Source organism: Microcoleus sp. M2_D5 (assembly GCF_036701935.1).
Taxonomy (GTDB): Bacteria; Cyanobacteriota; Cyanobacteriia; order Cyanobacteriales; family Microcoleaceae; genus Microcoleus.
This window is the reverse complement of the sequence record NZ_JAUBRP010000001.1, coordinates 120,624-145,377: the sequence shown is the minus strand read 5'-3', so window position 1 is coordinate 145,377 and position 24,754 is coordinate 120,624. Positions and strand designations below refer to the sequence as shown.

Below are 24,754 nucleotides of genomic sequence, written 5' to 3'. Positions count from 1 at the left end.
GTGACAACGCTGACGGAAGGTAGTCAGGATTTTAGTCCTGATTAATAGTTTTTAAGGTACTTTTCGAGAGGCGCGCTTCTACCAAACCCAGCCCAAAATCCGCAACTAATGCCATCAAAGCGGCCGGAATTGCCCCAGCCAAAAGTAACTGATTGTTGACGGTAGCAACGCCGCGAAAAATAAACACCCCCAAGCCCCCAGCACCAATTGCAGCGGCGATTGTAGCGAGTCCGATCGCAATTACCGCAGCAACTCGCACCCCCGCCAGAATCACGCCTAGCGCCAGGGGAATTTCCACTTGCCATAACAGTTGCATATCAGTCATCCCCATGCCTCTTCCTGCTTCCGCAATCGCTGGATCGACGCCGACAATCCCAGTATAAGTATTGCGGATAATAGGCAGTAAAGAATACAGAGTGAGGGCGATAATTGCCGTGCGATCGCCTATTCCACCCAATACCGGCACCGGGATTAGCAAGCCAAACAAAGCTAAACTGGGAATTGTTTGCATAATATTAGCAAATCCCAAAATTGGCTTTTTCAATTTAGGTTTTCTCGTGGCTAAAATTCCCAGGGGCATCCCCACAATAATAGCGATAAAAATTGCCACAGTTACTAAATATAAGTGTTCGATCGCGCGCTGAACAATCTCCGCACCATACCGATTTAAAAATTCTCTCATTTGGTAATTGGCAATTGTGGTATAATTAAAAATCTCGTAGGGGCGGGTTCACCAATATCTTTAATTCCCAACCATCAGCTTCAAAAACCCGCCCCGCCCATACTCATAAACGAAGGATGCGATCGCACATTATATTATTACCCCATCATGGGTAATTGCAAACATTCAAGAAATGCCCCAGCTTCTGGATGCTGAGATTTGAGAAAATCATCAGGTGTTGCCAATTCAACCAACCGTCCGTCTTGCATCAAACCAATTCTAGAAGCTAACAAAAAAGCTTCTTGAATGCCGTGAGTCACAAAAATCACAGTTTTGCCGAGTTGCTGCTGCAATTGACCGAATTCTCGCTGCAATTCCAGACGAGTAATGGGGTCTAAAGCACCAAACGGTTCGTCCATTAACAATATCGGAGGGTCAGCCGCCAGTGCTCTAGCGACGCCTACCCGCTGCCGCTGTCCGCCGGATAACTGATGGGGATAGCGTTTGGCGAAATGCTGGGGGTCAAGGTTGACTAATTCTAACAGTTGCCGGACGCGAGATTGAATGCGATCGCCCTCCCAACCTTCTAATTTTGGCACTAAACCGACGTTTTGCTCGACGGTAAAATGGGGAAACAAACCGATTTCTTGAATCACATAGCCAATTTTTCGGCGCAGTTGAATTGGGTTCCACTGAGTTGTCGGTTTTCCCATGACAAGAACTTCGCCGCTGCTTGGCGTTAGTAAATTGTTAATCAATTTCATGCTAGTAGTTTTGCCACTCCCGCTGCGTCCCAGCAATACTAAAACTTCTCCTTGCAGCACTTTGAAATTGAGTTTGTCTACTAAATGCCTGCGGTTGAGGCGATATGTCACGTCGAGGCATTCGACAGCAACTTCATGATTGAGAGGCATGATTAGTTCCGGTAATTTGGGTTTTCAGCAACTTAAACTCGGCGACCCTCGGAAAACAATTCCTAATCTAAAATCTAAAATCTAAAATCTAAAATCGACTTGATTTTGCCATTCTAGCAGTAAGGCTCGACATTGGAGGCAAGTTAATTTTTTGAGCAAGTCGCGAATTCCGTCTGGGGTGACAGGATATTCAGCACCGATAAGTTCGGGGTTTACTGTTGCTGTCGGGTGCAATTCTGCCACAAAACCGTAGAGTTTTTGATTGGAGAAGGAACTGTTTATTGCCCAGCCGACGGTGTTGATCGGTTCGATGCGGGCGATCGCGCTTTCTGTCACACCTAGTTCCCTCTTAATTATAGCTGGAACGGCTTCTGCTGGCGTGGCTTCGGCTGGTACGCGACCGCCGGGAAAATCCAGGGTTGCTTCTGCCACGCCGGGGCGATACATCGGTGTGGGAAACAGCAATTTTTCAGCTTGAATTGTCAAGATTACAACTGAATCCGCTCTTTCTACTCGCCAATATTCTACTGTTTTGCCTTCCGTTGTTTCGAGATGTTCGGCGATTAGTTTTACCCAATGAGAGTTGATCTCTACAAAGCGATCTAGAGTTTTCCACTGGGATTTTGCAGTTTGGTTCATGTGGGATTTTTTGAAATAAATCATATCAATTCCGGTTGCACCGGAATGATGTTGACTGTTGACTGTGGACTGTGAATCGAACAACTGAAAATTGCGCCGAGATAGGTGGCGACTTGTAACAATCATTCATGAATTGCCCTCTAATTTATCACCTGACGATGCAGCGGGAAACGATATCAGATGTTGTTTGCTATGGTAGGCGAGCGTTGCCGAGCTGAACAATAGCCGATCGACCTTTTCAGCTTTGAGCCCGTTTTTTCCTCTCGATTGTAAATTTTTGCTACAACCCTACACATTCGCCTAGATAATTCCGTAACATAGACTACATAATCAAAGTTTATCTGCGCCGTCGCTCTGGGTTGTTGCAACCCCGACCTGGTTCAGAGTCTTAGCCCAAAAGGAGTTGTGATGAAACTGCAAACAGATATTCGTACTTGGCAATCCCAACCAACGCCCGGAAGCTTCGCCAATGTCCGCGACTGGGAAAAATTTGGCTGCGCCGTACCTGCACCAAAATTGACTCCTTCTATGTGGGTTAAATTGTTCAACCCGCCAACCGCATTCAGCTTTGACGAAGCGTGGCTGTTGTGTGAATCTTCGGAAGAACAGTGGCTAGCTTGGATTCCTGATTATGGCGAAATTTTACTGAGTACACATGAATTTTGCGCTCCTAAATCGTGAATTACGCAGACAAACTTTCATAAACCAGGTGTTAAAATCCATATTCTTCGGGCTCGACGGGATTTTTTGGAAACAATCTGGTTTTTGCGTAATTATCTTGTTTGCAGTGAGGAATGCTAGCCCTTAAACCTTGATAAGGACTTGCATTCCTCACTGCAAACCTTTTATATGATGTCGTTTCAGCCGATATCATATAACATCATGTCCCATAGATTGACCGCGATTAAAGGCCGGGGCGGGTTTACAGATTTTCCCGTTTCTATTCAATATCTTGGCGAACCCGCCCCTACAGGAATCATGGTTAATTGACCGGACATGATAGAAGTCCTAATAGATATTAATTGAAATTTCGCCAACAAAAAGAGCAATAGGTTTTCTATTGCTCTTTTTGTTCAAAAACACTCTCTAGTTTTTATCTTTAAGATAGGGGAAGTTATATCAACTGGCCTAGATTGACCCCAATATCGCTGCGGTGACGGGTTTACTGTATCGATGCTTGCATGGGAGATATTGGTGAACCCGCCCTTACAGCAATTACGGTCAATTTAGCCCCTGTGATATTGCTGGCTTATTTGCAAACTGCACGGTTATTTGCGTTTCTGACAATCGTGCCTACTCTACCATTAATCTGAATCGGGTTCTTAGTGCTGGCTCGAATCAACAGCGGTTGTTTGGCGAGACATTCTCTGATTGATGCTGCCCAGGCGGTGAGAGCTCCGGTGTATTCTGTACGACCCGCTGGGGCGCGAAACTGATCGGTAATTAGGAAATCCGAGGTGATGCTCGTGTCAGTACCAACATTGGTAATAATTGGAAAATCAAAGGCTCTGGGCAAGGTTCTGTCCTGGATTCTGCCCGGTACTAACTGGTATTTCTTCGATCCACCCTTGTAGTCAATACCTGCTTGAGGGCTGGTGGGAGGGCTGGTTTGAGCCAAGGCGGGAACAGGCAAGCTTGCTACCAAAACGGTGCAGACACTCCAAAATAATTTCGATTTCATCTGATTCATCTCCTCAACTTTATGACGATTAGCACTAATTTAGGTATGCTCAAAAGACACTAGCTTTTATTGAGAAAGCGCCTAATGATATTGAGCTTTTGAGTTTGAGTTCAACTTACCTAAGTTATTACCAAACATCTTCAAAAATGTTAAAACTGGTTGGCATGACAAACTGTAAAATAGTTTCAGTTGAGTTAGATATTTACACATCTGAAGTTGTTACAGCATTTGGGAGTCGGTTTTACCAGAATGATTCATTTTTGAGCGATGTCATTGGAACTTTATCAAATTTTGTCTCAGATATCAAGTTTTGCCGATCGCGTATCCTGTTTTAACACTGGGAAAGCCGCTCGATCGAGGTTTGAGTGTGGCGCGCTATACCAGGGCGAGAAAGATGCTACAGTGCATCGATGGGCGTTTGAGTATTTTCAGGCGACAATAGACAGAGAAGGGGCTTGAAAATAGGTGATTTTAGTGGAAGATAGTAAATTTATCGACGTATCGGGCATTATGGGTGTTCCCGCGGCTCCTGCGGGTTACAAATCCGGCTTTGTGGGTATTGTCGGACGCCCGAATGTCGGAAAATCAACGCTGATGAATCAGTTGGTGGGGCAGAAAATTGCGATTACTTCGCCGGTGTCTCAGACGACGCGTAACAGGCTGCGGGGTATCCTGACGACACCTGAAGCACAAATTATTTTTGTCGATACTCCCGGAATTCACAAGCCGCACCACCAATTGGGTAAGGTTTTGGTGCAGAATGCCCGCACCGCGATTCAGTCTGTGGATGTGGTGCTGTTTGTGGTGGATGGTTCGGTGGAATCGGGTGGGGGCGATCGATATATCATCGAAATTCTCAGCAATTGCAAAATTCCGGTGATTTTGGGGATGAATAAGTTGGACGAACAACCGGAGGATTCCGTGTTGATCGATCGCACTTACGAGCAAATTGTCAACCCTGAGTGGCCAGTCGTCAAGTTTTCGGCGCTTACGGGCGAGGGTGTGGAACCGCTGCAACAATTGTTAATCGAACATCTGGAGGTTGGGCCTTACTATTATCCGCCCGATTTGGTGACTGACCAGCCGGAACGCTTTATTATGGGCGAATTGATTCGGGAACAGATTTTGCTGCTGACGCGGGAAGAAGTGCCGCATTCCGTAGCAATTGCGATCGACATCGTTCAAGAAGAAGCGAAAATTACGCGAATTCTGGCGACAATTCACGTCGAACGGGATTCCCAAAAAGGTATTTTAATCGGTAAGAGCGGCAGTATGCTGAAGTCGATCGGCAGTGCGGCCCGCGAGCAAATTCAAAAGTTAATTGAAGGCAAAGTGTATTTGGAATTATTTGTCAAGGTGCAGCCAAAATGGCGGCAGTCGCGCACCCGTTTAGCCGAATTGGGCTATCGGGTAGAAGAATAAAACTTTGTCAGTTGGCAGTTTCCCTCTCTTAATCCTCATGTGCTCAGAAGCAGAGTTGAGAACTTCATCGAAACCACCAAGGAGGAGTGTATGTCGTTAACAGGTATAGCCAAGGAAACATTACAGATTCTAGAAAAAGGCGAGTTCATTTCAAAGCACGGCCATGTTATTAATTTTGCTACCGAGCAGAAGCTGGCAGAGAAAAATACTAAGTTGTATCGACCAGAAGAAGTTGAAAATTTATTGCAAAATACGCAATGTGATGCGAAACAGAGTCTTTTGGTGGAAGTTACCGATGAGACCACTCAAGTAGCCGCCTACCGTTTGGTAAAAGGTGAAGGTTGCCGCGATCTCGTGCTCCTAAACTATGCCTCCGCTCGAAATCCTGGCGGCGGATTTATTAATGGTGCAAAAGCACAAGAAGAAGATTTGGCTCGCTGTTCCGGGTTATATCCCTGTCAATTGACACAGCCTGAGTATTATGAAGCAAACCGATCGCAAGATTCTCTTCTTTACACCGATTACCTGATTTATTCTCCAAAAGTTCCTTGGTTTAGAATCCGCAGTCGTGAATTGCTCGATGATTATTTTTTAGCATCTGTTATTACTGCGCCCGCACCAAATGCAGGTCAAGTATTGCGTCGCGATCCCAATGCGCTTCCCGATATTGAAAAAGCATTGCGCCGACGTGCTGGATATGTACTTGCGGTGGCACAAGATAATGGACATCGATCGTTGTTACTCGGTGCATGGGGGTGTGGCGTGTTTTGCAACGATGCCAGTATGGTAGCAGATGCTTTTGGTCAGTGGCTTGAGAGTCCGCGATTTCATGAATGTTTCGATCGTGTAGTTTTTGGTATATACGATTCGGCTAAGAGTAAGGATACATTGAAGGCATTTAAAAATAGATTTAAGTAAAAGTATTGCATTCTCAGCCTCGCTGTCGTCAATGCCTCTAACAATCCCAACGCACGCCGACTTTCAGGAGGTCATCGGCTGGAGTTTGAGGTAGTTTTTAGCAGGCGATTGGGAGCGTTATCTCGCAAACACTGCCTGACCTTGGAGATGATTCGGAAGCTCGATCGAGAGCTTGAAGTACAGAAAATTGGTAGAATAAATAAAATATAAATAAACTCCATTACCCATTACCTAAAAAAATGATCGCGGCAAAAGAAAACTTTCCCCAACTTACCCCAGCAGAATACTTCACCTGGGAAGAAAAGCAGCTAGAAAAACACGAGTATATCGACGGTCAAGTCTATGCCATGAGCGGCGGCAGCGTCAATCACGGTCGCATTGCCATCAGACTTACTGCCATGTTCGATAATCATTTAGAGAATAGCGGTTGCATAACGGGTAATTCTGACATCAAGATTAACATTGTTGAAACCAGTAACTATACTTACCCCGATGCCAGCGTCACCTGCGACGATCGCGATAAAACCACAACCCAATATATTACCTACCCCTGTTTAATCGTTGAAGTTCTTTCTCCTAGCACTGAGGCATACGATCGCGGGGGGAAATTTAGAATGTATCGTAAAAACCCTGTCTTACAAGATTACCTATTGGTTAGTTCCACCAGTATCGAAATGGATTTGTATCACAAAAATGATGCTGGTGAATGGATCATTATTAACTACAAAGAAGGCGATACCATAGAACTAAAAAGCATCAATCTCTGTTTTGCGATCGAGCAAGTATATCGCGGACTAGACCTTACACCACAAGGTGAATAAACTATCTGAATCGACTAAATATATTTGAGCACACCCCATCTTTAGATATCGATCGCTGCCGATGGGCTATCGCTTATAATCGGATGAAAGCGCGATCGATAAAACTTACCCCAAAAGCACCTATGAAAAGCACGATCGAAATCGATAGCTCCCTCATCACCAATGCGCTCCAAGTCACCGGACTCACAGCACAACAAGAAGTCATCGAATTGGCCCTGAACCTGCTGATCCAAATGAAAAACCAAGAGAACCTACGTGCGCTAAGGGGTAAACTCGCCTGGGACGGCGACCTCGATCGCATGAGAACGGATGCGGAACAATAGTAAGCCGATGATTATTGTTGATTCCAGCGTCTGGATTGACTACTTTAACGGACAATCCACCCCACAAACCGATCTCCTTGACCAACTCCTCACCACCCAACCGATCGCGATCGGCAACCTTATCCTCACCGAAGTCCTCCAAGGGTTTCGCCAAGACTCCGACTACAAAACCGCCAAGCATCTCCTCACCAATCTCACCGTCTTCAATTTCCTCGAAGCCGATCTCGCCATCAAAAGTGCTGACAGCTTTCGCACCCTAAGAAAGCAAGGCATCACAGTTCGCAAAACGATCGATGTCATTATCGCCACCTTCTGCCTCGAAAACAATCACGAACTCTTATTTGCCGATCGGGACTTTCTTCCTTTGGTCGATCGTCTTGGACTGAAATCTGTTCTCTAAAGTAGTTGGAGGTTGAGTTGATCTGTGGCGGGTGATTGGGAACGTTATCTCGCAAACGCTGCCTGACTTTGTAGATGATTCGGAAGCTCGATCGAGAGCTTGACCTACAGAAAATTGGTAGAATAAACAGATACGCTTCGATCGCGCACCCATGCAACAAGCTAGTAGATCCCAAAAAAAGATGTTTGTGTAAATCGTTAAAATAGTACCAAAACCAACCAAGGAGAAACCCATGTCAAATCTAAAAATGGCAATGTTAACCCTAAAATATGGCAACCCAAAAATCCAACAATCCCCCCCCCCAGAAGAACTTAATATTTCAGTTCAATCATTGCCAGAAGCTAAACTAAAGATCAAAACGCTGAAGCTCAAGAAGAAAGAATATGCTTTGGTAAAAAGAGAACTAACCCAACAACAAAAAATGATTCGCGCAGAATACACCGACAAAGTTCGTCAACAAGGCTCTAAGGTTAGAGGTGGTGGTAGTCTTGGCCGCCTTGCGCGAACTCTTCAAACTGCTAATCGTGATGCGGAGCGGCGCGCTTTGGCTCAACAGCTTGCACCGCTAGAAGAACAGAAAAATGCTGTTGATGCAGTTATCACAGAGATCGATCAAGCAATTCTTCAACTTGAAAAATATATTGTTGAAAATTCCTAAACCAACATTTTTGTAACTCGCTTGCTGGGATTGAGAGGTATATAGACTTTATTAAACATTGCATCGTAAGGAACGGTCGAACAATCCCGTTGCACACCGCCCTACAGACTCTCTTCGTTAAGTTCGCGAGGTTTTCGGCAGCGGGTGAACGGGGTCGTTATCTCGTAAACGCTGCCTGACTTTGGAGATGATTCGGAAGCTCGATAGAGAGTTAAGCTATAAATAAAACTCCGAGTTCTGCATCGACGCTTATTAGAATCGAATAATTTCGATCGTGCATCCCGATCTCTGAAAACAAACATCAAATTCTCGAAAGAAGTTCGTTTGCCCGAGAATTAATGGAACCTGAGATGCTTGTGCCCAAGCAAATGCTAGGCGAACGGGTTCCAGATTCCCAATTTGAACATCTACAAATACACCCCGCGCCTCAACGCTTGCCAGATTTCCAGCCAATGGCAAGCGGACAGTTTGTTCCTCCCAAATTGCACCCAATTGCAGCCCAATGTCATAAGGTAATAGATTGACCGCAGACCCAGTATCTAGCAGTGCATTCGCCGAGACAGAAAAGCCTGCATGAATCAGAGTGATGGGAATCGTGGGTAATGCTTCATCCTCAGAAAAGGCAAACTCGATCGAACTAGGCATGAGTAGATGCCTCTCGATCGTCTCGAATCATCTGCATCATAATGTTTGCCGCTTCCGTTGCATCGTAGAGCGATCGAACCGGATACTCTGATGCAGAAAAGATGACTTGTAGTTCAGCGTCTGGGATTTGTGCGGCTAGGAGTTTGAAGAGTGATAATTTGTCTGACTGGCTCAGATTGTTCACCAAAGGAATTAACTCAGCGAGAGACATGGTTTAAACTCCCAGAAGTACGAGAATACATCTATCATAAACGCTGCCTGACTTTGGAGATGATTCGGAATCTCGATCGAGAATTAAGGATTCCGTAGGAGATTCCGATCGAGCCTTATCCTGCCCAAAAACAAAGAAAAAGCCGCCCTAAAAGGACGGGACTTTAGCCCTCCGCTCATTACCAACAACTATCAAGGCAACTCAACGGAACTCGGTTTAGCAATGTGCGGCAATCCCCAGCCGAGTTTTTCCCGCAAAATGTGGAAATATTCAAAACGCTGCACCCGCACAAAGCGGGCGAGGTAGGGCGATCGCTCGACGTGCACCCAATCTTCGGGCAAAACGTAACACCCGCCGTTCCCATCTACCACCATTACCAGCCGGTTCGGACTTGCCGGCAAAATCGTCACCGGTTCGGTGTTGGAAAACACCAAAGCTCGTGAAGCCATTGAATGGGGGCAAATCGGCAGCAACTGCAACACCGGCACTCCCGGAATAATTACAGGTCCGCCGGCTGACAGCGCGTAGGCTGTCGATCCCGTCGGAGTCGAGATAATTACCCCATCTGCTGCAATGTCAACAGAGGCGTGCCGGCCGATCGCCACTTCAAAATGGCACATACAAGTCAACGGTTCCCGGTGCAGCACCATTTCATTGAGACAAAGGGCTTCCCAGAGGCAGTCGTTTTCTCGAAACAGCCGCACCGCCAGCATCGATCTTTCTTCTATTTCGTATTCTCCGGCGATCGCCTTTTCCAAAGCTTGCGGCAGCAAGTTCAGGTAAGTTTCTGTTAAAAAGCCCATGTGACCGGTATTGACAGTCAGCAGCGGCACTCCGATGGGAGCAACTTGGCGAAATGCCGACAGTACAGTGCCGTCGCCGCCCAAAACCACTGCAAACTCCATGTCGCTGTCAAAACCGGGGGGGACGAGTTGGTCGATCGGAGTGTGGCACATCGGGCGATCGGGGCTAGAATAGCCCAGAATTCCTCCCGAACCAGAAACCGAGCAAACCTCCCAGCCGCGGGCAGTCAGCTTGTCTTCCAACTCTGCGGCGATGCGACAAGCCACAGGTTTAACGTCGTTGTATATAATCCCAGCTTTCGGCACTTTAAAATGTAAAGGGCATTTTTTGTTTACTCCGTTTTTTAGTCTTAAGCTGCTCGTACTCTATTTCCTTGAGCTTCTTCATAATCAGATTAAAGTATTCTTCGAGATAAGACTCCAAAGTAGTAGTTTCTTTAGGGTCGATTCCGAAAACACTGTAAACATCATCCATCGGAGCTTTCAAGGGTTTTCCGGCGGCCAAAACTTCTGAAAAAGCCAATCTGTCAGCTACGTTCCAACTCCACTGAAAGAAGGTAGCTAATTTACGAGTAGCCTGCAACAAGATGTCTGGGGTGCGCGTAATTTTGGCTTCCTTCCCTGACAGCCGTTCGCACAACCGCACGATTTCGTCAGCATCCCAAGCGCGATTTCCCACCACCGGAAAGCTTTTTTTCTCGGTTTCAGGAACGGAAAGAGCGCGGACGGCAAATTTAGCAACGTCCTGAGTGTTCATGTAGGCAAGGGCGGACGGCTTGTTGGGCAGCCAGACTGCCTGATTGTCCAAAATCGGCATTGCATACAGGCTCAGCAGTCCTTGCAAAAAGCCGCAAGGTCTCAAGATTGTGTAGTCTAGACCGGATTCTGCTAAGAACAGTTCGGTACAGCGCTTGATTTCCAACAAGGGGACTTGGGGATATTTCTCCGCGTCGAGAAAGGAAAAGAATATGTAACGCTTGATTCCTGCTGCTGCTGCTGCTTGGATCAGCGATACTTTTCCGTCCCAGTCTACTCTTTTGATGCTCACAGAATCGCCGGCACTGGCTGTTGCTGCATCGATAATAGCACTGACGCCTTCTAGGGCCGGAGGCAGACTGTCTGGCTGGCAAAGATTTCCCGGTACGAGTTCAGCGCCCCATTCTTTCAAAAATGCAGCCTTTCTGTAACTTCTGACTAAACAGCGCACCTGGTAGCCCTCGTCTAGGGCGCGGCGGGCTATTTGGCGGCCGAGAGTGCCGGTGGCACCTAAAATCAATAAAGTCATCTAGGGATTAATTATGAATCTTAAACTTTCTATAAGATGGTATCAGGTTTTTGTTAAGTTTTTTATAAAAACTTAACAAAAACCTGAAATTTTCTCATTTTAGGCTTGAGATATTCGGCCCAAGGCTGGCTTTTGGCAGCAAGTAGACTCTAGAAGGCAGAAGGTAGAAGGCTTGTGAAGGATTGGTCGAACAAAACTTATTCTTCGCCGCCTTGCAATTTGAGCAGGAGGAAGCCTCCACCTATACCCACGAAAACTAGGGAAAAGGCCAAAAAGGCTGCATTGAAAATTTCAGGATTCATGATTTGATATGTCCAATTGGGCGATCGCATTAAATAAAGATAATATAATTTGGGGCAAGCAGGTACATGAATGCTAAAATTTCAGTGCCGAAATTCCTGTATTTTGTTGGAGAAAACTGCCTTGAGTCTCGATCGGGAATCAAAACTAGCTGTAACTCTGGGAGATCCGGCGGGAATTGGCCCGGAAGTGATTCTCAAGGCATTGGCAGATCCCGCTGCTGCTTGGAGGGTAACGGTTATAGGTTCTAAGAGAGTTTTGCAGCAAACTTACGATAAGTTGCGATCGAGCAATCCCGCAGCAGAACCGGCAAATCCCGAAACATTAAATATTATTGATATCGAACCAGACAACAAGTGGGGCGAAATAGTCCCCGGTGCCGGGAATGCAGCTAGCGGGGCGGCTAGCTTTGCTTACATGGAAAGCGCGATCGCCCGTACCATCGCCGGCGAATTCTCCGCGATCGTGACAGGCCCGATTTCCAAAACTTGCTGGCAGGCCGCCGGTTACAATTATCCCGGACAAACAGAACTCCTCGCAGAAAGGGCAAAATCGCAGCGGTTCGGAATGCTGTTTGCCGCCACATCTCCCCACAGTGGCTGGACGCTGGTAACTTTACTCGCTACCACACATATTTCCCTGCGTCAAGTCCCAGATGCGTTGAGTCCAGAATTATTGAGCGAAAAACTAGAATTGCTGGTAAAGTGTTTGCGGGAAGATTTTGGGATCGAAAGACCGAAAATTGCGATTTCTGGCTTAAATCCTCACAGCGGCGAAAATGGCAAACTGGGAAATGAAGAGCAAGACTGGATGATACCTTGGTTGGAAACGCAGCGCGATCGCTTTCCTCAAGTGCAGTTAGACGGGCCAGTCCCTCCCGATACCCTGTGGGTAAAACCTGCTAAAGTTTGGTACGGTTTAGCCAAGGAAGCTCACGACGGTTACTTGGCAATGTACCACGACCAGGGGTTGATTCCAGTAAAATTGATGGCTTTCGATAAAGCAGTCAACACTACAATTGGCTTGCCCTTTGTCCGCACATCTCCGGATCACGGCACAGCTTTTGATATTGTAGGTCAAGGGATTGCAGATGCCTCCAGCATGAAGGCAGCATTGCAGTTAGCGGCCCAGTTGGCTAGTCGCAGAACAGCAGTTAAAATAGGGCGATAGGTTTAGTACGCCTGACGCTTGGAAAAATTGTGTCATTCCTATTGATTTTCGCTGGGGTGAGGCGGCAAGCAAGCTGGTATTTTCCTTCGGTATATTAAAATCAACTATTGGTAGCGCAGTATGGCAGCATCTAATGATAATTCAGGCAAAATATATCAGTCAGAAAAAGAGGTTTCTGATGCAACTCTGGCAAGTTCTAAAGCTGGAGAGCAACTTCAGGAATTGCTAACCATACTGACTGAATTTCAGTTATTAAAAAAATCCCAAAAAGAACCAATAGAGCTGAAATTACCGCTTTCGGAAAAGTCGGTTCAGCGATTAGAGGATGAGGAAAATAGGCGCAAACAATTGTCTTTCCGGATCGAATCACCGAGTATTGTACCGGAAGTATTAACTAACGATGAAGAGATACCTTCTCAAAGACGAGAAAAAAGTAACGAGGAACCTGATTTATCTATAGCGGGGAAAGTAGCTAAAAAAAATCGACCGTCGGAAGAAGAATTAGAAGAAGCCGTAGAGGAGTTTAAGCAGTTGCAACAACTACTGTTTGAAAGGGATTTGCCGGAATTTTACAGTAATGTTTTGAGCGTGGAACAAAGGTTAGAAAATTTTGAAAAGTTGATGTCTCAACCCGAAGAGTTGATGATTTTACTGAGGCCGTTAATTCCTGAGTTAGTCAAAGAAGAATTAGAGGAGTTAAAGTCTGAATTAAAAAAGGCGATCGACCTCGCGAGCAATAATAAAATTAATCGGATCGAGTTGGAGGCCAAATTAGCAGATTGGGAAAATCAAATTGCTAACTTGAACCAGCAGCCGCTGCCAAATACAGAACACTTAATCCAAAGGCTGATGCCAGTGGTGGGCGATCTGCTAAACCGTAAGGTAGAGGAGTCTAAGTTAGAGGTAGCTTCGGCGATCGCACCGAGAGTCAATCAAGTAATTCACAATCAAAACGGACTTGAGGAACAGGTAGTAAGAATTGAAGATAGAGTTGCGAATATTCAGCAGCGTTATCAACAGCAACCGGAAGATTTAATCAAGCAGCTAGTACCAGTAGTTAGCGATTTGCTGAACCGCAAAATAAGTGAATTAAAGTTAGAAGTTGTAGAAGCTGTTGCTCCCTCGGTACAGGTAAGAATAGCTTGGGTAGAAATAGAAGAAAAAGTATTGAGCATCATCGAGCAGCGGCTGGCTACGCAACAGTCGCCGACTCAAAAGCCTGAAGAGATAATGGCGATGCTAATGCCGGCAATAACTGATTTGCTGAATCAGAAAATCGATGAATCAAAATTACAAGTAGGAGCGACGATTCAACCTTTGATAGAATCAGCAATTCTTCAAAGAGAAGTTCAAGGCAAATTGACCGATGTAGAAAGTAGACTCAATAATCTTCATCGACAGCAAAAAACGCAGCCGGAAGATATAATGGCAAGGTTAATGCCGTTAATGATTGAGTCGCTGAACCGGAAAATTGAGGAGACAAAGTTAGAGGTGAGAGAGGCGATCGCACCTGGTGTCAACACGGCTATTCAAAACAGCGGTATAGCAGCACAAATATTAAATAATGAAACTAAGATTGTCGAAGTTCAGCAGCAAGTTTTAGCCGAGATAGAAGGGTTGATGGCAAGAATAATGCCAGTGATTGTAGAAATGCTGTCCCGAAACATCGGGGAAGCAAAGCTAGAGATAGAATCTGCGATCGCCCCGGCTGTCGATGCCATCATTCAGAATAAAAGGATCGAGCAAAGACTTGGGAAGATCGAACAACAGATTGTGGCGATCGAACACCGGATTTATGAATCGACAGACTTGTTTACCGATTTACTGAAACCTTTGATTGACGAGCTGATGGTTAGCCATCACGCTCAACTGCAAAAGTCGGTCATCGAATCTATTTTACCATTGTTAGATGAAGTTGTAAGTTATAATTACAGACTCAACGATAAAGTAGGGGAACTCGATCGCAAAATTACTGATGCGGAATGGGGAGGCGATCGGGAAGAATTGCTCGCCCGAATTAAAATCATGTTTCCCGAAATGATGCTCCAAACCATTAATGAGTCGAGACAATCATTTGTCGAAACCATAAGTCCGATAATTGATGAAATAATTAATACCAAAACCAGACAAAATAGACAATCGATGGGAGTAGCCATATCGCCGGCTCTGACTGTGGGAATTAGCCACAGAATGAGTGAATCGCCGGATGAAATTGCAATGGCGATCGCGCCGGAAATGGCCGCCGCTATCAAACAGCAAATTCATCTCAAGCCAGAAGCAATGTCGGATGCACTTTATCCGATCGTCGGCAGCACGATTTTAAAATACATCGCCGAGATGATGCGGGAGATTAATGAAAAACTCGAATCATCTTTAAGTCCAGAGGGAATTAGCCGCAAAATTAAAGCAAAATTGCAGGGAATTTCTGAAGCAGAATTGCTGATGAAAGAAACAACACCGCTGAGCGTGAAAGCTGTCTTTTTAATTCAAGCACAATCGGGCTTAGTAATTTCAGCAGTGCAGCAGTCTGAACGGGAACAGCTAGAATCCGAGATGGTAGCGGGGATGCTGACTGCTATTCGCGCTTTTGTCAACGATTGCATCTCTCAGTCGGGAAATATTGCAGAGATTGATGCTATAGAATACGGCACATCTACTATAGTATTGGAAGTTGCGGGTTCGTGTTATCTGGCCGTAGTGATGCAAGGAGAAACCCGCCAGTGGTTTAAGTATAAAATGCGATCGATATTCAACAATATTGTTCAAGAATACGGAACTCAAATTCAGTCATTTAACGGCGATCCAGCAACTGTGCCACCTGAAGTAAACTCGAAATTGCAAAAATTAATCGATACAGATGTAAAAGTTAAATCTTCTAAACTTCCCATTTTACCCATGATCGGTTTGGCAGCGTTAGGTTTAATTGGCGTACCTTGGGGAATTCATCAATACCGCAGCTCAATTGCAGCGAGCTTAGAAGCAGATACAAATTTAGCATTACAATCTGCTCCCGATTTATCAGTTTATCGCCTCGTGGCTGATGTTAAAGATAGAGTATTGGAGATTTCGGGACGAGTGCCGAATCAAAATCTGCGATCGAAAGCGGAAAAAATCGCTCAGCAAGCGGCTCCCCAATCAAGAATTGAAAATAAAATTATAGCCGTTGATGTACCTCCCGATCCGGTTTTAGTCGAAGCCGATGTCAAGCGGACGGCAGCTCTTTTGAATAAAGTAGAAAGCATTAATATCTCAGCTCGCTATGCAGAGGGAAAAGTCGCAGTTGCAGGCAGCGTGAGCAAAGTGCCCGATGCTCAGAAAATTACTCAAGCTTTTGAGAAAATTCCGGGGGTGAAGTCAGTAACAAATACAGTCATAATAGGAAATCCACCGCCACCAAAGATAATAATGCCAGTTCGCGTGTATTTCGGTACAGGCTCGGCAAGCTTGGAGGCGAAAGATGTAGCACAAAAGCTTAGCAAAGTCAAGGAATATATGGAGAAAAATCGCACGAAGAATTTAAGGATAGTTGGCTACAGCGATTTTAAAAGCACTCCGGTAGAAAATCAAAAGTTGGCACTGGAAAGGGCGACAAATGTGAAAAATATTTTGGTTAGACAAGGGATAAATGGCAACAGAATAGAAGTTGCTTCTACTAAGGGTCGTCCCGAAGGTGTGGAGGCCAATCAACCGCTGTGGCTGAGCAGATTGGTAGTATTTGAGGTGATAAAGTGAACTACCCAGCGCTGACATAAAGGTACAGCGTGAGCTTCTGACTTCTACGGGGATTGCGTCAACTTGGACTTGCGTCCCAGTCTCGGACTCACATCCCCTCCATCAGCAGCAGTCCTGATTCCCAAAACCGATAGCATTCTGATTCCTTATGCTGTGATATTTATTGAGGCGTTGCCATCCCTATTGTGATGAGTACCGCAATTAGGACAAGTCCATGTCCTAACGTCTAATGGCATTTCACTCACCTGATAGTGACAATTTGAGCAGAGTTTCGAGCTAGGGAACCATCGGTCAATCTCTACCAACACTTTGCCTTCGCGGTCTAGTTTGTAATGCAAGAAATTGACAAACATTCCCCAACCTACATCATAAATTGCTTGAGCTAGTTTGTGATTGCGAACCATGCCCTTAACGTGAAGGTTTTCGACTACGATGACTTGGTTATTGTCAACAAGTTTTCTTGACAGCTTATGTAAGTAGTCCCCAAACGATTCCGCCAACCAAAAAGCAAAGCGATTAAAAAATAACTCCGATATATCAAAAAAAATTAGCTCATATTCAACAGCTAACCACTTAGACACTTCTCTCTAAAATTTCACGAAAAAGCCAGATAAAATCAGCTAAATCGTATACATATCAAAATATATGCTTTAGAAAATCACAGGCCCAAAATTATACTAATTCTCAAAACTCATGCAACAGTATCGGTAGGGTGCGTCGCCACCATTAACTCCCAAAGGCGATCGACAATTGACGAGCGACGCACCTTACTCTCTGAGCGCAAACAAACCAAACATTCATCATTGTTGCAATAACTTGGAGAATTGGTATTATATCTTACCGAAATTGAATCCCCAATTAATTGCTAGTAGTGATTTACCCAACTTCAGAAAAGCCTAAACCTTCAATAATTAGCGAATTTTTGCCTGCCATATTGGCGGTATTTTTGCTTCGCGGTTCCGAAAAAAAATATTGGCAAATTGCATACATAATCCCTAAATTAACTTAAAATTAATAGAGTGGCATTTACCTTAAAACAACCTATGACAAAAGCCGCAATTAGCACCAAAAACATCACAGTTCCTAACGGGGATTTGCAAATAGCTGCATACCTAGCCCAGCCAACCTCCCCTGGGCAATTTCCCGCAGTTATCGTGATTCAAGAAATCTTTGGCGTCAACTCCCACATCCGCGAAGTTACTGAAAGAATAGCAAAAGAAGGATATGTGGCGATCGCCCCGGCTATCTACCAGCGTCAAGCCCCCGGCTTTGAAACCGGCTACACACCCGAAGCCATCCAAATCGGCAGAGAATACAAAGAAAAAACCACCGCTTCCGAACTTCTGGGCGATATCCAAGCCACCATCGATTACCTCAAAACTCTACCCTCTGTCAAACAACAAGGTTTTGGCTGCATTGGTTTCTGCTTTGGAGGACACGTCGCCTACCTCGCCGCTACTTTGCCCGAAATCAAGGCTACAGCGTCGTTCTACGGCGCCGGTATCGCCACCCTAAGCCCCGGCGGCGGCGCCCCCACGATCGCCCGCACAGCAGACATTAAAGGCACTCTCTACGCCTTTTTCGGCACTCAAGACCCCAGCATTCCCTTAGAACAAGTTGACCAAATCGCTGCAGAATTGCAAAAACACCATATTTCTCACCAAATTTTCCGCTACAATGCCGATCACGGCTTCTTCTGCGACCACCGCGGCAGTTACGACGCTACGGCAGCAGCCGACTCGTGGAAGCAGGTGAAGCAGCTATTTCATCAGCAACTTCAACCAGCTTAGAGAGTGGGAGATGGGAGATAGGGAGATGGAGAGAGTGGAAAAATTTTTTCTACTGACGAGTGCCAACTAAATTACTGACAACTGACAACTAAACTGACATGAATTCCAAATCTACAGGTTCTCAAAGCGCAAAACCATCCTTTTCAATGGATGATTTTGCTAAAGCCCTCGAACAGCACAATTACGAGTTCCAGAAGGGACAAGTAGTGCGCGGCAAAGTGTTCGAGTACGACTCAAACGGCGCGTATGTTGATATCGGCGGCAAGTCTTCGGCTTTTTTGCCGATCGAAGAGGCTGCTTTGAGAACAGTAACGGATTTGTCGGAAGTGGTTCCGCTGGACGAGGAACGGGACTTTTTGATTATCCGCGAACAAGATGCAGATGGCCAAGTTACTTTGTCTCTGCGGCAGTTACAAATTCAGCAAGCTTGGGAAGATTTAATTGAATTGCAGGAAACCGGTAAAGTTCTTCAGGTGCGGGTTTCTGGGGCAAATAAGGGCGGCGTGACTGTAGATGTTCAGGGAATGCGGGGCTTTATTCCCCGATCGCACTTAGTCGATCGCGATAACCTAGAATCGCTGATCGGTCAATCTTTGAGCGTGAATTTTTTGGAGGTCGATCGCGAACGGGAAAAACTCGTACTTTCCCAGCGGATGGCCACTCAATCGAATGCTTTCAAGGACTTGCAAATTGGTCAGTTGGTGGAAGGAAAAGTCAGCAGCATCAAGCCTTTTGGCGTGTTTGTGGACTTGGAAGGAGTTAGCGGTTTGCTGCACATCAAGCAAGTCAGCCAAAAATATATTGATAACCTTGGCAAGGTGTTTGCTCCCGGTCAACCCCTAAAAGCGATCGTGCTTGACCTCGATGAAAGTCGGGGCAGAATTTCACTTTCTACGCGGGTACTAGAAAATTATCCAGGGGAAATGGTGGATAAGATGGCGGATGTTATGGATACAGCAGAAGAGCGATCGGAACGTGCTAGAAAGACTCTTTCTTAAGTCTTGATATAATTACCACCCATCTACCGGACAACAATAGGAATGTAGATTTAACCGCAGATAAACGCCGATTAACGCAGATAAAATCCCATCGGCGTTAATCTGTGTTCATCTGCTGATATCTGCGGTTTAAAAATCCCCATCTAAGTAATCTGCTTTCTTCTTGATTCCTAATCAACCGGAAACAATATCACTATCCACAGTCAACAGTCAACAGTCAACAATCACCTGACGGTGCAACCGGAATCGATCTAACATGACTCGCAATTGTTTCACTCTCCACCGTTGCTTCCACTGGCCAAGAATTTTCCATCTCTACAGTTTGTTTCGGCTGATAAACTGCCAAGTCGAACCAGAAAGTCGTACCCACATTAACTTCGCTAACTAAATTAATTTTAGTGTGGTGCTTGTCAATAATGTTTCTGACAATAGAAAGACCTAATCCAGTTCCTTCTAAAGTGTGTACTCGGTTTTCTACCCGGAAAAAGCGATCGAAGATTGCTTGTTGGTCTTCAGGATCTATACCAATTCCAGTATCAGAAATTTCGATCCGCACTACCGGAAAATGTTTGGCATCGGGTGACAAGTTTTGGTTGACGGATTGACCGTCTTTGTGGGTGGGTGTTTCCGGCTCTAGCAAATACGCTCGAATTGCCACCTTGCCGCCGGACTGAGTAAATTTTAAGGCATTTCCTACTAAATTTGCAAATACTTGCAGCAGCAAATCGTAATGACCTAAAGCAGGGGGCAAATACGGGTCAACTTCTTGCTCTAATTCAATGCCTTTATCCTTAGCATTTAACTGATAAGTCCGCAGGGTTTGTTCTACTGCTTGCAGGAGGTCAACCGCCTCCAAGTGATAAACTCGGCAGGATTCCAGTCGCGACAAGTCTAACACGTCGTTAACTAAACGAGTTAGCCGATCGGTTTCTCGATTGGCAATTTCTAGGAATTCCCGGCGCTCGCTTTCTAGTAGGTCTTCTCCGTACTCGTGCAGAGTCTCGATAAAAGATTTGATATTAAATAAAGGTGTTCTCAATTCGTGAGAAACATTGCTGATAAAATTGCTTTTAGCCTCATTAAGTTCTACTTCGCGAGTGATGTCCTGCACTGTCATCGCAATGCCTTTGAGACTTTCTCGGTAATTTCCTGAACCTTGATGCTTGGAGGTTTGCTCGTAGAAAGTACACTCTACAGCTACCGGGCGTTGTGGTTCGGTACAGGTATTTTGCTCGTGGCGGATGCAGCTTCTGCACAGCGGTTCTGCACCGGGCGCTTTGTGCAGGATGACTGTAGTTAAAACAATCCGAATTGTACGGTTAACTGGTTCGCTCATCGAGATGCGAAATTCGCCGCCGTCGCGATCGCCCGCAGCTATTTCCTGCAAAGGTCTAGCCAATTCTTGCTGCACTTCCGAAGGCAAAATGTTGAGAACATTTACTCCGAGCGCATTTTTGCCTTCCCATCCAAAAATCCGCATCCCCGTCGGATTAACTAAAATCACCTGCAAATTTGCGTCTAATAAAAGCGCGCCATCAGCAATTGTTGATACCAAAGTTTCTAACTTAGCTTTTTCCGCTGTCAGTTCTTCAATATTTTGTTCTTCATAACTTTCGAGTTTCTGGGCCATCTCGTTAAAACTGCCAATTAACTCGCCCAATTCTCCGCCTAAAGGCAGGTCAACTCGCTGCTTAAAATTCCCGCTGGCGATGTTTTTGACCCCGAAGACTAATTGTTTGATCGGCTGAGTAATTGTCAGGGCATTAAATACAGCGCCCAAAATTACCATCACCCAAATAGTGACAAATACTGCTAAAGTGACATCCCTAGTCAGATTTGAAGAGATAACTGCTGCGGGATTGGGGTTAATGCCGATCGCCAAAACTCCCAAATATTTGTCTTCATGAATTAACGGCACAAATACATCGGTAACTTCTCCATCTGGCGTCAAATGCTGCCGCACCAAAGGCAAAGAAGTTAAATTTCTCGCCTCAATATCGGCGAGAAAATTATCGGGAAGTTTGATCTGGCGGCGCAGTGTCAGGGAAGTCTCCACCTCGGATTCCGAAAATGGTATCCCCAGAAAAATATCTCCCGCTTCGTCTGCGTAAAGCATATAGCGGACGCTGGAGGTGCTGCTGTAAAATTGGCGGGAAAAGCGGGCGACTTCGGAGCGATCGTTTTTGGCAATCAGCGGCGCCACATTTGCTGCCAACAGCAGGCCGAGGTCGCGGCCGTAACGAGTATCGTTAAGTCGGGCGTCTTGCTGGATAGTATTCACGGCCCAGAATGTCAGGCCGCTCATAATTAACGACACTACGAGGGTAGCAGCGGCCATCAGGCGGGTCTGGAGGGTAAAATCCGACCACCAGCGGGCAATAATTTCTCCGATTTTGTTTAGTATGGCCAGCATTTCACCAGTTCAATATTAAAAGCAAGATAAATTCCGTTGGCTTCAGATAAAATTTTCTGATGCGAATTGTCCGCTACCGCCACCGCAGAGATACCAAACTTCATTGTTACATTTCTACATTGAGATTGCTTGGCTTTCGGATGGCGGCCGATGTCGCAATTCCTAATTTTTGCCCAAAGCTCGGCGACCGATGTCCCGACGGCAGTAGACGCCTTCAAATTGGATGCAATCAACTGCTGCATAAGCTGTGGAGATAGCTTGTTCAAAAGTTTCTCCCGTCGCAGTGACGCCCAAAACCCGGCCCCCGTCGCTCACCAACTGCTGGTGCTTCAACTGGGTGCCGGCGTGAAACACTTCTGCTCCTTTGGCTTCAGCTTCCTCGATACCTGTAATAACTTTGCCTTTTTGATAACTTCCAGGATAGCCCCCAGAAGCCAAAACTACGCACACAGAGGCCCCCGACTTCCAGCGAATAGAAGATTCACCGAGACGCTGCTGACAGCAGGCGAGCACCAAATCTTCTAAAGGCGTTTCCAGCAGTGACAACACCGCTTGAGTTTCGGGATCTCCGAAACGGCAGTTGAATTCTAAGACTTTGGGTTCTCCGTCGGGGGTAATCATTAAACCTGCGTAGAGTACACCCCGGTAGTCGATTTTGCGTTTTTGCAGTGCGGAGAGGGTGGGTTCGAGAATTTCTTCTTGAATCCTTTCCATGAGTTCCGGGGTGACAATGGGCGCTGGGGCGTAGGCTCCCATACCGCCGGTGTTGGCTCCCTGGTCGCCTTCGCCGATAGCTTTGTGGTCTTGGGCCGGCAGCAACGGTTCCACTGTGATGCCGTCGGTGAGGGCGAGAATCGAGACTTCTTGACCGGTTAAGAATTCTTCGACGACGACTCGGATGTTGTCGGTGCCGAATTCGCCTCGGAAAATGGTGTTGATGGCGCTGTGAGCCATTTTGACGGTGGTGGCAACGGTGACTCCTTTGCCTGATGCGAGTCCGTCTGCTTTAATGACTATTGGGGTTCCTTGTTCCAGAACGTATGCTTTGGCTGCTTCTGCGTCTGTAAATACGGCAGCTTTGGGTGTGGGGATGCCTGCTTCGAGCATCAGTTCTTTGGCCCAGGATTTGCTGGATTCAATTTGGGCGCCGGCTTTGGTGGGGCCGAAAATCATCATTTTTCGCTGTTGGAAATAGTCGGCGATGCCTAGCGATAGGGGCAGTTCGGGGCCGACGATGACTAATCCGATGTTGTTGACCATCACAAAGCGTTCGATGCCTTGGAAGTCGTCGATGTTGAGCGACAGATTTTGACAGCCTGGGGTGGTAGCTGTGCCGCCGTTCCCAGGCACGCAGAATACTTGTTTAATCCGCGTGGATTCTAGCAGTTTTTTTGCGATCGCGTGTTCGCGACCTCCGTTTCCCACAACTAAAACTTTCACAGTATCCTCACCTATAAATTGTGTTCCCTGAATGTCTGATTTTCAGTGTTGGCGTCTGTCTATCTGCTTTTTGCAGTGCTGTCAATTATGCCATGCTTGGCGAATCGTGAATTGCTAGATGTGGCACTTTTCTGGAGGAGTGGGCTTCGACCGCTGTTTCTCCATCGCTGGGATCGTGCAATAATTAAAGACTTTAGCAGCCCAATTTTGCTGGGTTCTGCCTCGATTTAATCATGCAATTAAAACTATTTTTTGGCTTTTAACTCTGCAATTACTGTAATTCATCCGGGGGCAAATAGCGATAAGATAGGCAGGTTGACTCTGCGGAATTTTACTCACATGAAATCAAATCAAACCGCTGCGAGTTCGTCTGCCAATTTTAAGCGGGTGGGTGTTGTCGGCGGCGGCCAGCTAGCTTGGATGATGGGGGAGGCTGCTAGGGGGATCGGTATTGAATTGGTAGTACAAACTCCCCATGCTACTGACCCGGCAGTTTCTGTTGCTGCTGGTGCTGTTTTGGCGGCTGTTGATGATGTTTTGGCTACGGCTCAATTGGCGGATGACTGCGATGTTATTACTTTTGAAAATGAGTTTGTGGATTTGGATGGTTTGCGGTCGCTAGAAGAGCAAGGTGTGTTATTTCAGCCGAGTTTGTCGTCGCTTTCTCCTTTGTTGGATAAGTACGTTCAGCGCTGTTATTTACAAGGTTTGGGTTTGCCAACTCCGAGGTTTTGGGAATGGGATTGCAGCGCGGATTTGCACCTCGACTTTCCCTTTGTTGTCAAAGTTCGCCGCCACGGTTATGACGGCCAAGGTACTTTTATTGTTAAGGATCGGGGGAGTTTTGAGTCAATTCGTGCTAAACTCCAAGGTCAGTCTTTGCTAGTGGAAGAGTTTGTGCCGTTCGATCGCGAGTTGGCTGTGATTGCGGCTCGATCGGCAAATGGGGAAATTGCGATTTATCCGATCGTGGAAACTCAGCAGCAAAATCAGGTTTGTCATCTGGTGATTGCGCCCGCTGATATTAGTTTAGAGGTGAAAAATGAAGCTGGTGCGATCGCCCGCACTCTCCTCAACAGCTTAGAAGCTGTCGGCGTATTCGGCATTGAATTATTTTTAACCGCCGACAATAAGCTGTTAGTCAATGAAATTGCACCCCGCACCCACAATTCGGGACATTTTACGATCGATGCTTGCGAAACTTCACAATTTGAACAGCATTTGCGCGCAGTTTGTCAACTGCCTTTAGGGAATTCCGATTTAAAATGTGCAGGCGCTGTCATGGTAAATTTGCTAGGCTACGAGTCGGCCCAGTCCGATTATTTAGCAAAAAGAAAACAACTGGCACAAATTAGCGGTGCTTTTGTCCATTGGTATGGTAAGAAAGAATCGCGTCCCGGTCGCAAACTCGGTCACGTTACAGTTGTGACAGACGCGGACTTGGTGGCTCAGGGGCGATCGCAAGCACTGGCGATCGCTCAAACCGTAGAATCCATCTGGTATCCAAGTTAAATTGCTCGAAGCTTGCCA

25 protein-coding genes are annotated in these 24,754 nt (G+C 46.0%); 13 read left to right on the top strand and 12 right to left on the bottom strand.

The features are described from left to right. Positions 1-31: 31 nt before the first annotated feature. From QUA50_RS00615 to QUA50_RS00605, 3 genes are all read right to left on the bottom strand, one after another. Complete coding sequence (locus QUA50_RS00615; protein WP_333258821.1) at positions 32-682, bottom strand: ABC transporter permease; 651 nt, start codon at positions 680-682, stop codon at positions 32-34. A 137-nt stretch (positions 683-819) separates the two neighbouring features. Next, positions 820-1,575, bottom strand: coding sequence for an ATP-binding cassette domain-containing protein (locus tag QUA50_RS00610; protein WP_333258824.1), 756 nt, complete (start codon positions 1,573-1,575; stop codon positions 820-822). 81 nt (positions 1,576-1,656) lie between these two features. After that, positions 1,657-2,340, bottom strand: a complete 684-nt coding sequence (locus tag QUA50_RS00605; RefSeq protein WP_333258826.1) for an NUDIX hydrolase — start codon at positions 2,338-2,340, stop codon at positions 1,657-1,659. Positions 2,341-2,622: 282 nt separating this feature from the next. Here QUA50_RS00605 and QUA50_RS00600 point away from each other — a divergent pair, with 282 nt between their 5' ends. After that, positions 2,623-2,895 carry a hypothetical protein gene (locus QUA50_RS00600; RefSeq protein ID WP_333203460.1) on the top strand — a complete coding sequence of 91 codons (273 nt, stop codon included), beginning with the start codon at positions 2,623-2,625 and terminating at the stop codon, positions 2,893-2,895. A gap of 568 nt (positions 2,896-3,463) precedes the next feature. Here the strand turns inward: QUA50_RS00600 and QUA50_RS00595 are convergent. Beyond that, positions 3,464-3,895, bottom strand: a complete 432-nt coding sequence (locus tag QUA50_RS00595) for a hypothetical protein (protein WP_333208954.1) — start codon at positions 3,893-3,895, stop codon at positions 3,464-3,466. Positions 3,896-4,162: 267 nt separating this feature from the next. Here QUA50_RS00595 and QUA50_RS00590 point away from each other — a divergent pair, with 267 nt between their 5' ends. From QUA50_RS00590 to QUA50_RS00560, 7 genes are all read left to right on the top strand, one after another. After that, a complete protein-coding gene (locus QUA50_RS00590) occupies positions 4,163-4,354 on the top strand; it encodes a hypothetical protein (protein WP_333154833.1) in 192 nt (63 codons plus the stop codon). Positions 4,355-4,405: 51 nt separating this feature from the next. Then, positions 4,406-5,317, top strand: a complete 912-nt coding sequence (era, locus tag QUA50_RS00585) for a GTPase Era (RefSeq protein ID WP_333259022.1) — start codon at positions 4,406-4,408, stop codon at positions 5,315-5,317. Positions 5,318-5,407: 90 nt separating this feature from the next. After that, positions 5,408-6,235, top strand: a complete 828-nt coding sequence (locus QUA50_RS00580) for a TIGR02452 family protein (RefSeq protein WP_333258828.1) — start codon at positions 5,408-5,410, stop codon at positions 6,233-6,235. A 239-nt stretch (positions 6,236-6,474) separates the two neighbouring features. Beyond that, positions 6,475-7,056 carry a Uma2 family endonuclease gene (locus tag QUA50_RS00575; protein WP_333258830.1) on the top strand — a complete coding sequence of 194 codons (582 nt, stop codon included), beginning with the start codon at positions 6,475-6,477 and terminating at the stop codon, positions 7,054-7,056. A gap of 122 nt (positions 7,057-7,178) precedes the next feature. Then, positions 7,179-7,379 carry a type II toxin-antitoxin system VapB family antitoxin gene (locus tag QUA50_RS00570; RefSeq protein ID WP_333258832.1) on the top strand — a complete coding sequence of 67 codons (201 nt, stop codon included), beginning with the start codon at positions 7,179-7,181 and terminating at the stop codon, positions 7,377-7,379. Positions 7,380-7,386: 7 nt separating this feature from the next. Continuing rightward, positions 7,387-7,779, top strand: a complete 393-nt coding sequence (gene vapC / locus QUA50_RS00565) for a type II toxin-antitoxin system VapC family toxin (RefSeq protein WP_333299428.1) — start codon at positions 7,387-7,389, stop codon at positions 7,777-7,779. Between the two features lie 232 nt (positions 7,780-8,011). Continuing rightward, complete coding sequence (locus QUA50_RS00560) at positions 8,012-8,437, top strand: hypothetical protein (protein ID WP_333258836.1); 426 nt, start codon at positions 8,012-8,014, stop codon at positions 8,435-8,437. A gap of 252 nt (positions 8,438-8,689) precedes the next feature. On the opposite strand, the gene QUA50_RS00555 is transcribed toward QUA50_RS00560, so the two are convergent. From QUA50_RS00555 to petM, 5 genes are all read right to left on the bottom strand, one after another. Continuing rightward, positions 8,690-9,082 (bottom strand): aspartyl protease family protein, encoded by a 393-nt coding sequence (locus tag QUA50_RS00555; protein ID WP_333258838.1) that lies wholly within the window; start codon positions 9,080-9,082, stop codon positions 8,690-8,692. Then, a complete protein-coding gene (locus QUA50_RS00550) occupies positions 9,075-9,293 on the bottom strand; it encodes a hypothetical protein (RefSeq protein ID WP_333258839.1) in 219 nt (72 codons plus the stop codon). Before QUA50_RS00550 ends, QUA50_RS00555 begins: the two co-directional genes overlap by 8 nt. A 191-nt stretch (positions 9,294-9,484) precedes the next feature. Continuing rightward, positions 9,485-10,402: an NAD(+) kinase gene (locus QUA50_RS00545; protein ID WP_333258841.1), complete on the bottom strand. Its 918-nt coding sequence runs from the start codon at positions 10,400-10,402 to the stop codon at positions 9,485-9,487. A gap of 1 nt (position 10,403) precedes the next feature. Then, positions 10,404-11,381 carry an SDR family oxidoreductase gene (locus QUA50_RS00540; RefSeq protein WP_333258843.1) on the bottom strand — a complete coding sequence of 326 codons (978 nt, stop codon included), beginning with the start codon at positions 11,379-11,381 and terminating at the stop codon, positions 10,404-10,406. Positions 11,382-11,578: 197 nt separating this feature from the next. After that, a complete protein-coding gene (petM, locus tag QUA50_RS00535; protein WP_333067429.1) occupies positions 11,579-11,683 on the bottom strand; it encodes a cytochrome b6-f complex subunit PetM in 105 nt (34 codons plus the stop codon). Positions 11,684-11,753: 70 nt separating this feature from the next. Between petM and pdxA the strand changes: the two genes are divergently transcribed. Both pdxA and QUA50_RS00525 read left to right on the top strand, forming a co-directional pair. Continuing rightward, entirely contained in the window at positions 11,754-12,851 is a 1,098-nt protein-coding gene (gene pdxA, locus QUA50_RS00530) for a 4-hydroxythreonine-4-phosphate dehydrogenase PdxA (RefSeq protein WP_333258845.1), read from the top strand. A gap of 120 nt (positions 12,852-12,971) precedes the next feature. Further along, positions 12,972-16,583: an OmpA family protein gene (locus QUA50_RS00525; protein WP_333258848.1), complete on the top strand. Its 3,612-nt coding sequence runs from the start codon at positions 12,972-12,974 to the stop codon at positions 16,581-16,583. A gap of 146 nt (positions 16,584-16,729) precedes the next feature. Here QUA50_RS00525 and QUA50_RS00520 read toward each other — a convergent pair whose 3' ends face one another. Continuing rightward, positions 16,730-17,164, bottom strand: a complete 435-nt coding sequence (locus QUA50_RS00520; RefSeq protein WP_445243131.1) for an RNA-guided endonuclease InsQ/TnpB family protein — start codon at positions 17,162-17,164, stop codon at positions 16,730-16,732. 462 nt (positions 17,165-17,626) lie between these two features. Between QUA50_RS00520 and QUA50_RS00515 the strand changes: the two genes are divergently transcribed. Both QUA50_RS00515 and QUA50_RS00510 read left to right on the top strand, forming a co-directional pair. Next, positions 17,627-18,373 carry a dienelactone hydrolase family protein gene (locus tag QUA50_RS00515; RefSeq protein ID WP_333258849.1) on the top strand — a complete coding sequence of 249 codons (747 nt, stop codon included), beginning with the start codon at positions 17,627-17,629 and terminating at the stop codon, positions 18,371-18,373. Positions 18,374-18,471: 98 nt separating this feature from the next. Next, on the top strand, positions 18,472-19,371 hold the full coding sequence (locus QUA50_RS00510; RefSeq protein WP_333164962.1) for a S1 RNA-binding domain-containing protein: 900 nt from the start codon (positions 18,472-18,474) through the stop codon (positions 19,369-19,371). 217 nt (positions 19,372-19,588) lie between these two features. Here the strand turns inward: QUA50_RS00510 and QUA50_RS00505 are convergent, their stop codons facing one another. Together QUA50_RS00505 and purD are read right to left on the bottom strand one after the other, a co-directional pair. Then, the gene (locus QUA50_RS00505; protein ID WP_333258851.1) at positions 19,589-21,784 is read right to left on the bottom strand and encodes an ATP-binding protein; all 2,196 of its coding nucleotides are present in this window, start codon (positions 21,782-21,784) and stop codon (positions 19,589-19,591) included. Positions 21,785-21,946: 162 nt separating this feature from the next. Then, entirely contained in the window at positions 21,947-23,224 is a 1,278-nt protein-coding gene (gene purD, locus QUA50_RS00500; protein ID WP_333258853.1) for a phosphoribosylamine--glycine ligase, read from the bottom strand. Between the two features lie 339 nt (positions 23,225-23,563). Here purD and QUA50_RS00495 point away from each other — a divergent pair, with 339 nt between their 5' ends. Then, a complete protein-coding gene (locus tag QUA50_RS00495; protein WP_333259024.1) occupies positions 23,564-24,736 on the top strand; it encodes a 5-(carboxyamino)imidazole ribonucleotide synthase in 1,173 nt (390 codons plus the stop codon). Positions 24,737-24,754 lie beyond the last annotated feature (18 nt).